The sequence below is a fragment of the Vibrio sp. S/42/10 genome, from assembly GCF_029890535.1.
Taxonomy (GTDB): domain Bacteria; phylum Pseudomonadota; class Gammaproteobacteria; order Enterobacterales; family Vibrionaceae; genus Vibrio; species Vibrio cyclitrophicus.
In genome coordinates this window covers 334,879-345,601 of the sequence record NZ_JAKMZC010000005.1, presented here as the reverse complement: position 1 = coordinate 345,601, position 10,723 = coordinate 334,879, and the positions used below count along the sequence as shown (strand labels likewise).

Annotated in this window: 10 protein-coding genes and 2 pseudogenes; 7 read left to right on the top strand and 5 right to left on the bottom strand. The window is 38.5% G+C overall.

Annotated elements, in window-relative coordinates:
• Window positions 1-235 precede the first annotated feature (235 nt).
• The 4 genes from L8S15_RS08760 to L8S15_RS08740 all read left to right on the top strand — a co-directional run bounded on the left by L8S15_RS08760 (window position 236) and on the right by L8S15_RS08740 (window position 3,792).
• Complete coding sequence (locus L8S15_RS08760; RefSeq protein ID WP_280572672.1) at window positions 236-1,462, top strand: hypothetical protein; 1,227 nt, start codon at window positions 236-238, stop codon at window positions 1,460-1,462.
• Between the two features lie 171 nt (window positions 1,463-1,633).
• Window positions 1,634-2,641, top strand: coding sequence for a hypothetical protein (locus tag L8S15_RS08750; RefSeq protein WP_010429012.1), 1,008 nt, complete (start codon window positions 1,634-1,636; stop codon window positions 2,639-2,641).
• 111 nt (window positions 2,642-2,752) lie between these two features.
• Complete coding sequence (locus tag L8S15_RS08745) at window positions 2,753-3,319, top strand: hypothetical protein (RefSeq protein WP_280572669.1); 567 nt, start codon at window positions 2,753-2,755, stop codon at window positions 3,317-3,319.
• 170 nt (window positions 3,320-3,489) lie between these two features.
• Window positions 3,490-3,792, top strand: coding sequence for a hypothetical protein (locus L8S15_RS08740; protein WP_046208923.1), 303 nt, complete (start codon window positions 3,490-3,492; stop codon window positions 3,790-3,792).
• A gap of 213 nt (window positions 3,793-4,005) precedes the next feature.
• Here L8S15_RS08740 and L8S15_RS08735 read toward each other — a convergent pair whose 3' ends face one another.
• On the bottom strand, window positions 4,006-4,359 hold the full coding sequence (locus L8S15_RS08735) for a membrane protein (protein WP_010429040.1): 354 nt from the start codon (window positions 4,357-4,359) through the stop codon (window positions 4,006-4,008).
• 534 nt (window positions 4,360-4,893) lie between these two features.
• Between L8S15_RS08735 and L8S15_RS08730 the strand changes: the two genes are divergently transcribed.
• A complete protein-coding gene (locus L8S15_RS08730; RefSeq protein ID WP_280572665.1) occupies window positions 4,894-5,346 on the top strand; it encodes a hypothetical protein in 453 nt (150 codons plus the stop codon).
• 12 nt (window positions 5,347-5,358) lie between these two features.
• Here the strand turns inward: L8S15_RS08730 and L8S15_RS08725 are convergent.
• Both L8S15_RS08725 and L8S15_RS08720 read right to left on the bottom strand, forming a co-directional pair.
• A pseudogene (locus L8S15_RS08725) lies at window positions 5,359-5,552 on the bottom strand (IS110 family transposase); the annotation flags it as partial.
• Window positions 5,553-5,556: 4 nt separating this feature from the next.
• A pseudogene (locus tag L8S15_RS08720) lies at window positions 5,557-5,747 on the bottom strand (IS110 family transposase); the annotation flags it as partial.
• Between the two features lie 107 nt (window positions 5,748-5,854).
• On the opposite strand from L8S15_RS08720, the gene L8S15_RS08715 reads away from it, so the two are divergent.
• Together L8S15_RS08715 and L8S15_RS08710 are read left to right on the top strand one after the other, a co-directional pair.
• Entirely contained in the window at window positions 5,855-6,799 is a 945-nt protein-coding gene (locus L8S15_RS08715) for an RDD family protein (protein ID WP_016785137.1), read from the top strand.
• A 134-nt stretch (window positions 6,800-6,933) separates the two neighbouring features.
• Window positions 6,934-7,485 (top strand): hypothetical protein, encoded by a 552-nt coding sequence (locus tag L8S15_RS08710; protein ID WP_065099823.1) that lies wholly within the window; start codon window positions 6,934-6,936, stop codon window positions 7,483-7,485.
• Window positions 7,486-7,552: 67 nt separating this feature from the next.
• On the opposite strand, the gene L8S15_RS08705 is transcribed toward L8S15_RS08710, so the two are convergent.
• Complete coding sequence (locus L8S15_RS08705) at window positions 7,553-7,951, bottom strand: hypothetical protein (protein ID WP_016766759.1); 399 nt, start codon at window positions 7,949-7,951, stop codon at window positions 7,553-7,555.
• A 203-nt stretch (window positions 7,952-8,154) separates the two neighbouring features.
• Entirely contained in the window at window positions 8,155-10,617 is a 2,463-nt protein-coding gene (locus L8S15_RS08700; protein WP_016793635.1) for a CHASE3 domain-containing protein, read from the bottom strand.
• Between the last annotated feature and the right edge of the window lie 106 nt (window positions 10,618-10,723).

Here is a 10,723-nt window from a genome sequence, read left to right as displayed (position 1 = left end):
AGCATTTTTATAACCGTTATAGACTGCACTCAAGTCTTGGATATCGAAGCCCGCATGAATATGAAGTCATGACGGGTTAAAGAAGATAGGGTGTCCATTTTATCGGGTGAAGATCATTCGCAACGCTCGGCGATTTCGGTTCTAGTCGGGTTTTGTGTTTAAGGCGCAATGGTTTAGGTTAGGTGGTTTGCGTCGCTCACTACTTAACGCGGCGTTAGAATTTTAAAGAGATAGTATGGAAGACAGTAAATTAATATATATAAATGATTGCTACCAAGATGGTGATTCTTTTGTGGTTAGCTATGAAGATGTCACTAGGGAAGTGGTAGAGAATATTCTCAATGTTGAGGGGGTTGAGGATATTGAGGAGCTAGAAGCTCGAATACCATTGAGCCGAATGTACGCAAGTCCGAAAGTGTATGTAGATAGGTTTATGCTCTTCGAAGAAGAGTTCGACATTAGTCAGAATGGTTTCCAAAATGCTGTTAAAGGTGGCAATGATCCTCGTGCTCGGTCATTGAGGAGTTCTCTTCAGTACCTTAATCAAAAAAATAAGACAAACTTGCTTGAGTTATCTGAAGCAAACGACGCTAATACTGGTTTAGGGAAAGATTGGTATGTGTGTATATTCAACGTTGGAAATGGTGAAAGTAACCTTTTAGTAGCTCCCGATGGAAAGCTATATCTTTTTGACGGAGGACGTCTAAATCAGGATGTTTGTTCAAAGATAAAGAAGGTTATAAATTATTTTGAAAAACAGAATATAAATGTCTCCAAAGAAATTAGCGGTTTTTTCATATCTCATTGTGATGGAGACCATTTTAGGGGGGTGATTGAGGCTATTGATAAGATAGACACAACTCAAGATTGTTTCTTGTACTACAACTATCTATCTTCATTTTCTAAACCTTCTTGGGTTAATGGTCTAGCTAGAATCGATAATCTAGCATGCGATGGTAAAATATCGAAGTATGTTCTAATTCCAGAAAAGAGCAATTTAAGGTATATGTCTTGTTTAATACCGTCATTACACATTACTTGGATGTGGCCTTATAATGACTCCCGAACTCAGTGCGTGACAAATAATATAAGCAGCAATGATTCTAGCCATTGTTTATATATTTCTAGTGAAGATGGAAAATACTCTATCAACTTCTTTGGTGATGCGGAAAATATTGCAGGAAGTAACATTGATTTTGATCCAGCTAAGTTAGATAAAGAATTTTTATTTAAGCCATCACATCATGGTAGAAATTCAGGAAATATTAACATTGGAGGTTATCAATCTGTAGATATGCATCAGCATTTTTACCAATGTTCAAAAGTAAAATTTTTCGTATCATCAACTAAAAAGAACAAGCATTTGTCGCCAATAGCAAGTAAAAGTTTACTCACAGAATCAGCTCAAACAGCTATGATTTTTAAGTTCTCTAGCTCTGGTTTATCGAAAACTGCAATATAAAATTCTAACAAGCAATTTAAGAGTGATTCCCCACGCTTGGCATTTTTGGTTTGGGTCTAGTTTAGTGTTTACGGCGTTCAAATTGGGTGTCGTGGTAGCGTGGCTCACACCTTAATTGGGCGTTATACATAAAGTTGTAATTTATGAGTTTATTGTAAATATGAGAAGAAAATGAGAATAAGCCAATTTCAAAAATACTCACAAAAAGAAAATACTGTTACGAACAATGTTTTATTGATGCTCTCTAGGTTGAATGACCTAAATGTAAGTTATTACAAATCAATAATTGAGCGTTCAAATGAAGGAAATATTCGGCAGGATTATTATCCTCAACCTATTTTCACACAACAGGTTGGTATGGGAAAAGGAATAATTGATGGTCATATTGAAGTAAAACCATCAAAGATAGTCATTGAAACTAAATTGAATAGTAAGGAATTGATCGGAAAGTTAATTAAATATGGAGAAGTGTTTAATGAAAATAGCCACAATCAACTATGGCATTTAAGTTCACTAAAATTCGATGAAGATGAAGTTATTAAAATAAATAGAGAGCTAAAAAAATCATATCCGAACTTAAAAATCCAATTTATTAATTTATTGTTTAATGATTTGATTGAGAATTTAGCAGGTATTTACGAAGAAAATACACATGATATGGAACTGCGCTTACTTCTTGATGATTTTAGTGGTTACTGTATTGGAAGTGATTTGATTTCTAATGAAGAATATAAATTATTATTCGCACCTACTGGTTTTTCATATACTTGGAACAAAAAACACAAAATATACTATTGTCCAACTAATTGGCACAGTCAGAAGTTTAAATACTTCGGTTTATATAACAGCAAGTCTGTAAGAACAATATCTGAAATCGAGACGATAATAATTGCAGATTATGATTCTAATACAGGCTCATTGGATATTCATAGTAAAGGGCATACAAATGAACAAAAAGAACGTCTTCAAAAGGGATTGTCTGAATTAGGCGAAGATCATTCTGGATTAAAATATTATCTCCTTCCTGAAAACAGTACTTATGAAACTGATTTTAAAAAAGCATCTCACGGAGGCATTCAAGGTTACAGATATAAAGATCTTAGAGATTACTTAACTATTAATGATTACAATGATCTGAAATTAATGGCTGAAGAATTAAGAAAAGTAACGTGGAAATAGAAAATGTATAACAAGTCATTTAAATGGAAAATTAACAGTTGGCCATCGCTACGCGATTATAGCCAACCATTAATTTCCACTTAATGAGGCGTTATATTTTCGGAGTGTATGATGAACGACTTTGATGTAAATCTGGATAAGCTGGGACAAATACGGGATTCTTTAGTAGCTCCAAAACCTATTTGGTCATTAGCAAGAAAACTGAAACAACAGAGCCGAACTTTAGCGTTAAATGCCCCAAATAGTGATCTGTCTTTACCATCAAATCCTGGGATTTATTACTTTGAAGCTAAATTTAACTTCAAAGATTATGAATATTTTGAAGACTTTGGTAATAGTTGGGGAGTAATTAGATCAAAAAACCTTCCTAAAGGGGTTTCTAGGTACTATCCGAGTCGAGCGAAGAACCATATCTACCGTTTAAAGCAAGGGAAATATATACCGTTATACCTCGGTAAGCGTGACAATTTGAGTGATAGGATTATCAATCATTTAGATGGAAGCGAAGAGTCGGGTACATATGCGTTAAAACTTAGAAGTCGCCCTGAATTACTTTCTGGTGTCGAATTAAGGTATATTTTTCATGAGTTTAATATAAATCCGAGAGCATTTTTTGGTGTCGAAGTTATAGAAAAAGCTCTCAGGGAAGTGTTTAATCCAATCATAGGCAAGCAATAAAAATATAACAAAGCGTTCAAGACAGATTCTGTAGTTGACCCGGTGTAATTGAGCACTGAATAAGTGTAGTAGATCCTCGGTAGGGGGAATCCATGTCATTCGTCAGCTTTAAAAACCATTCTGTAATTCTAGTTAATAAATGAACATCTCAAAATAAAGGGAGTTTTTATATGAAAGTCATTACCAATCTTTTCCTAGCATCAATTGCTTTATTTAGCCCATTACAAGTACACGCAACTGGCATTGATCAGCAGACAGTGTGTACGGCTGTTAGCTGGAAGGTGGCTGATAATGTTGGAAAGTGTAAGACGGGCCAAAAAATCGCATTTTTGCCCAACTCATTTGGAAACGAACAACTCCCAATTATGTTTATAGCAGTGAACTGTGACATGCGCTATAACGTGAGCTTAACTAATGGAGGTGCTGTGTGTTTATTCAAGCCAGTAGAAAATGTTGTTGTAGCATCAGAGTAAAAGCTAACAAGGCACTTAAACGTAGCTCAAATATTGGTTTATCTTTCGTTTCGCTAAACATTTTAAACCACTATTTTGGCTCGCTTAGTACGGTGTTATACCGATGAAAATAATTGAAGGAATCGACTTTGGCTAAAGCATGAAAATTAGAAGAAAATCCATATAATTCGCTATAAAGCAGGAAGCTAATCAGCTACCTGCCTTCTAATTAACTTAGCTGAAGCTTTTATCTGACGTTATCTTCGCTAAACCAGAGATTACCTTCCAAAGAGTGTAAATAGCAGCTGCCAATAGGAAAATATAACCGACTACAAATACAGCTGTAACAGCACCTAAGATTGTTAAAATGATAGAAACCCAAAAGGTTTTAGTAATATTGTCGTAGTGGTCTGCAAAAATTGTCCCTTGAGCATCGGACTTTTTGACTATTCCCCAGATACCGCCAATTAGAAAACTAATACCGGTAAAAAAGCCTAAGAGCATTAGCGCGTATGCGACAATAGCATGAGTTTTTGCGTTTTTGTCTACTTGAGTTAGTTCAGAATTGACTGGTTGTACATTTTCCATTTTTTTAGTCCTTTAAGTGAAATTGGATGCTATGTTACTGATTTAATATGTGTTTGGTAAGTCATTTTTATAAAAATGTGTTTGAATTCGCATTTTGTTGGGAAAGCTTTATAACAAAGCGTTGAAGATCGATTCGCAACGCTCGGTATGTCTACTGTGCGTTGGGTTTAGTGATTAAGGTGGTATGCGGCGGCGACATCGGTATTACGTTGATCACCCCTTAACAGGGCCACATGGACTCCCCTGGCAGTCAAACATCCGCTCACCTTGTGTTAATGGGGTTTGGACTGACGCTATACGTTCGGCCTATTTATCGACGATTCGCATACGTCGTGGCCTTGGCTACTTTTCGGCTGCAGTTGCCTTATTCGTTAAGGCAAATAGTGGAAATTACGCATTCTTCCTGTGAATGTAAGTGTTGTGTGAGCTAAAGTGCAGAAATGCAATAAGTTGAATATTTAGTTTTGGCTGTTCGTATTTTGTAAGTTATTGTTATAAATAATGTTTAGTGTCCATGTAACAAGGAAGTGAGAAATGAAGAAATTAGTGCTGTCTGCTATGCTAGTAGCCGCGCCTGTGGCTGCAGCGGAAATTAGCGTATTAGAGGACTTGAAGTCCACCCCCCTAACATCTTATGAGGCGGGAAGAAATCAACTGGCTACATTCACCGCAGCGATAAATCTGTTTACTAAACTTGAAGGTAAGCAAAAGTTTACATTCAATCTCCTTGAAGATGAATCAACTCTCGCTCTTGAGATCTCGGGTTTTCAGCCTGTAAAAAAAGTAACCAAGGATGAGTGTAACTCATTGTTTATTAAACTAGGTGCTTTGAATGTGGTTTCTGACTTACCTACTTTAATTTGGCCGGATTTATCTAAAGAACAAGCTAAAGACATTCAGAGTGAATTATTTATCCAAGCTAAAATTATCGCAAAAGAAAACCACGAATTCTCAATTACTTGTAAAAAGTCGCTAGCAGAAATTTAGCCTAGCTAGCTACTATAGCGTCAATAGCCAATTTTTGACGCTATTCTTATCCCACATTACACCGTCTCTTAGCATTGAATTAAGTATTACAGCTATCTTGTTCATGCAGGCAATTATCGCTACTTTGTAGATTTTCCTGTCGTAAGTAATGGTTCATAAGTAGCCTTAAAAACTGGGTTACATTGGATATCAGACACTATGCCAAGTATTCCTTACCCAATAATGTGCACCATCACACGCTTCAACGGCTATACGCATGAGTGGTATATTTGCTATTGTAGTCAGTAGCTTAGCTCTATTGCTGATTTATGAAGAATGACCTTAACATTTTGGCCTTCAACATGAAGATTGAGATAGGATTTAACTAGCTCGATTGTGTAGAAATAAGAATGATCAGATATGGTACCTGCGGTGAAATTAGGTACTACATACGTATGGTAGATCCTCGAAAGGTGGAGTCCATGTCATTTGCTAAATTACTTTCAAGCATCATAGTAAGGATTATATTTTGGAAGAAGTACAACAAAAATGGATTTGTGGTTTTTGGACGAGAATCGGAGCCTTGTTTATTGACACAATATTTTTAGGTGTATTGGGGTATGTTGTCGGCTTATTTCTAGAAGATGTTTTCGTCCAGCTTGGTGAGTGGGGAAGGTTGATTGGCTTTGTTGTGTCAATTACATATTTTGGTGTAATGAATAGCTCTTTATTAAATGGCCAGACAATAGGGAAAAAGCTTCTAAATATAAGAGTTGTTGACTCATGCAATTCAACTATCAGCCTACCAAAGTCCTTTTTGAGGTATAGCTTCCTTGCCGTTCCATTTTCTCTGAATGGAGCACAAATTACTAACGAAGCAGTAATCCCATATTTAATGTACCTGTTATCGTTTATCGTATTTGGTGGTTTATGCTCAATTACTTACTTATATATTTTTAATCGCGTAACTCGACAGTCATTACATGATCTTGCCGTAGGCACTTATGTCGTAAATGCAGAGGCTAGTTCTGAAAAGTTGCCATCAGTCTGGAGACCTCACTTAGTAGTGGTTACCGGCTTATTTGTTACAGCGGTCCTTGTCCCCGTTCTTACTTCTGACTTAACGCAATCAGAATCGTTCAAGGGACTGTTAGTAACACAGAAAGCAATCAATAATAATGAGTCAGTAAAATATGCAGGGGTCACAGAAGGTGCAACAACTTTCACTTCATCAAACTCTGGGAGTAAAACAACGACATATGTGAAAGCTCAAGCTTTTCTTTATAAAGATAGTGTTCGAGATTCAGAGATCGCAAAGCAACTAGTCCAAACTATAATTTATACTTACCCAGAGTCGCTAAATAAAAACTTGATTAAAGTAACTCTTACCTACGGTTATGATATTGGTATTGCTTCAAAATGGAATAGTTACAACTACAAGTTTAATCCGCAAGAGCTCAAAATTTCGGAGTGATCGTCATCTAACAAGACTTTAAATTTTGTTCAAATGATAGCTTCGGTGCAATTAGCTATTACACAAGTGTGGCAGATCCTTGGAAAGGGGATCCCTGTCATTCGTTATAGCTTATCGATAGTCTAAGGATTTAGATGTACAAAATGCAAATAGGTTTAGTCATGGCCTGCATGACCGCCCTTGGTTATATGATGGGGAGTGACTTTAGCTCAATGGAACAACACACAACGTTTCCAGGTGAAGGACTCTCTTTATTTGCAGTTGAAGTAGCTAAACCTTTCCCAGTCGAACCTTTGAAAAACTTCAATATTGCCACTGATAGTCCAATTACTAATTTTCGAGTGCCTCTAGATCTAGATACTGACTCAAAGCTTAGTTTTATATCTGACTACGAAGTTACAATTGACAATGGCTCTGGATTGGTGGGGCGAGTTAAAATCGAGCGGGGTTTTATCAGTAAGAGCGAATGTATTTCAGCTTTAGGCTATTTGGTTGACAAGTTTCAGGAGTATTATCCAGAATTCCAATTTGAAGTTGGTAAATCAAGCTACTCGAAAACCGTTGGAGATTTACGAGTTGGTGCTTCATGTTCAGTTTATGAAAGCTCCCCATACGTTTCGTTAGAGTATTACTTAGAAAGTAACTCTGTAGCAGGTAACGTTCTTAAAGCTTTCACCCGCAGATAAAGAGTTATTACAAACGTTTAAGAATCAAGACAATCAACGAGGGCGCCGATAGCCGGCGCCCTTTGTGTTAGTTGGTAACGCTGTAAGTGTCGTAATCGCGAAGTAAGAAGAGTGCGATACAGGCTGCGAACATTGGCCAAGAGGCAAAGAACAGTAGGTTATTGAACGGGTCCATGTATTTTCCAAAAGAGGCGAAAGTTGAACCTGCGTGCAGGACTAAAATCGCGCCGTAGGTGTACTTTTTCCACATGCCGACAACAAACGCGCCTAAGAATCCTAGCTGCGCGACACCCATAGCCATTATTGCGTTGTCCGAGATGTCGATGCCGTAAAAGCCAGACAGTACTTTTGTTGCATGCTCAGGTACAAGGATCTTATCCAAGCCCCAGAACAAGAAGACGATAAAAATGCCGATTCTCAGCAGCAGTAGGCTAGTCGCCAGTTTGGTTTGAAGTTTCTTTTCCATGATATCCCTTGTGATGCACTCAACGATGCGATGAAATTAAATGTTCTTCAAAGAAGACCCATCGTATTCGCGTTTTCTTTCGTTATTTTTTAGTGCCTTATGTAACAAGGAGTGTCTGCTTAGTGGGTTTGATGGTGGGTAACGTTAATGCAGACTTAGGTAGAGCTTATATGCGACGAGAAGTCAGGCTTAGATTCTCGATCTTAATGTACTTGGCCGTGTATATAAGTTACTGGCGCAGCATAAGCCATTATCATTCGTTGAGCCTGATGTTCATTGACTAAGATGCGGTTGATGAGCTTTTGAAGTTGATCTATTTCTGGCAACTGCTGATGCTTTATTTGCTTTTCTAGAGCGGTCAATTGGTGTGCCAACATGTTTAGCCCGAGGTTCAAAGCCATCCCTTTTACTGAGTGTAAAGTATTCTTTATAGATTTAAGGTCCTGCTGAATGTAAGCCTCGATGAGTTGATCGATGGACTCTTCAAGTTCTCTCGATGTTGATTTCAAAAGCACGATCAGGTCGTGGTGGTTTTCTTTAAACGATTGAATAACCTCTGATTGGCTAATCTCTTCTTCTGTTAGGCTTAGTTTATCAATGGGCTCTCTGTGAAGTTCGATAACATTGCTTGTTATATCAGTCGTGGATTCGCTATTAGCGTGTTTAGGCAGCCGTGAAGAAAACTGCTGTAGGGCATCGAAGAAACTCTCTTGTTGCAACGGCTTTGTTAAAACGTGGTCTGCACCCGCTTCAATAAAGCTGTCGTGAGCCTCGCGAAACACATCGGCGGTGTAAGCAAATATCAGAGTGTTTAAGCCAAGCTGTTGTCTAATAAATTGTGTTGCTTCAACTCCATTCATTTCAGGCATGTGATTGTCCATTAAGATGAGGTCATATTTTGCTGTTTTCAGGTATTCCGTCGCGATTCTTCCGTTTTCTGCCAGTTCAACATGATATCCGAAGTTTTCACAAAAGCCTTTAGCAACAATGGCGTTAATGCGGTTGTCTTCTACTAGCAGCACGTTCAGTGGATTATTGAATGGTTCGTCCGTGCTGATCAGATCTGAGTTGGTTTCTGTTGCTTTGTGTACTTGCCAGGTGATAGGTAATGATACGTGGAACTTGGTTCCAAGCCCTACGGCACTGTTTAGAGTTATCTCACCTCCCATTAACTCCACGAGCTTTTTAACGATAGCTAACCCAAGCCCTGTGCCTCCAAATTTTCTTGTTGTGGATGCATCCGCTTGTTCGAACGAGTTGAATATATGCTGGTGCTTATCTTTCGGGATCCCGACGCCAGTATCCGTTATGGTCAGAAGGAGCTTGTTGTCCTGATGATTAAGGGCTAACTGGAACAATACGTGGCCTTCATTGGTAAACTTGACCGCGTTGCCCCCTAAATTAAACAAGATTTGGCGCAACCTCGCGCAATCCCCAATAAGGTCTATGTTGTTAGGCACCTCGTTATCGACGATTAAACGGATACTCTTTTCGTCTGCCATCGGTTTAATTGCACTGCAGACCGGTCGAATAACTTGTTCAAAGTTAAACGGAGCAATATCCAATTCGAGTTTGTTTTCCTCCACTTTAGAGAAATCTAGGATGTCGTTGAGTATTGTCATCAGGTGTTGGCCTGAATCGAGAATGACTTCGATGTTCTCTTTGGTAGCCGGTTCTTTAGTCTGGGAAGCTATGATCTGCGATATGCCAAGCACACCATTCATAGGGGTGCGTATTTCATGGCTCATCGTTGAAAGGAATTCACTTTTCGCTTTAGCGGCGGCTTCGGCTTTTTTACGTTCAGCGATAAGATCACGGTTTGAGGCATGCATTTGATTGTTGCTTTTAACCAGAGTCGTCGCCATTTTCTGAAAACTGTGGGTGAGTTGAGCAACTTCATCGTTACCACTCATCGAGGGGCTTCGGTCAAGCATGGAAGCGACTTGCTTTAAATGACCAGCCGCCACTTGATTCGCCGCGTTAAGGAGTAGGTGAATACGTTTCTTGATGCGATTGGATGACCATGCTGCTACGAGCAGAGAAATGAACGTTGAAAATAGCGTTCCTAGAAATAGCACATAACTGGTTTGATTGGCGGAGTGATCGGATTCTTTCACTCGAATTTGAATAAGCTTTTGTTCGATTGAAATAAACTCGGCTATCTCGTTACGAATTTTATCAATAAGTTGTTTGCCCGTTTGTTTCTGAGTTAAAGCAATCACATTTTGCATCGTAGTTGTGCCATTGCCTACTAAACTACGTTGGGCGATTTCTTTTTCACCTGCTTCCTTAAGCCATTGCTTATGAAGCGCATCTATCTTTCGGAGACGCTCGACTTGTTTAGGGCTATCGCTTACTTGTTCACAAAGGGTATGAACTTTTTGGTTCCAAACATCAAGTGCAAGGTGATAAGGCTCAAGAAATACAGGGTCACCCGTAATGAGGTAGCCCCTTTGACCCGTTTCCATATCAATGGCTAGGTTTAACAGTTCTTGAGCTCGAGCAATTGCTTTGTGAGTGTGGACCACCCAATGGTTATCTTCGACCATAGATTGGGTGTTTTTATGGACAGAGAATGAAACAAGAACCATCAATGCGATTGGAATTGAAAAGCTAACTAAGAGCTTTCTCTGCAGAGAAATATCATCAAACCAACTCGCAAACATAAAGTCACGTATTCCACACTATAAAAACCTATAGTTATTGTAGATTAGATTGTTAGGTGTACAAATGCATAGTGTGTGGTTGAGCGATTTTTGGACCTAAAAAGGT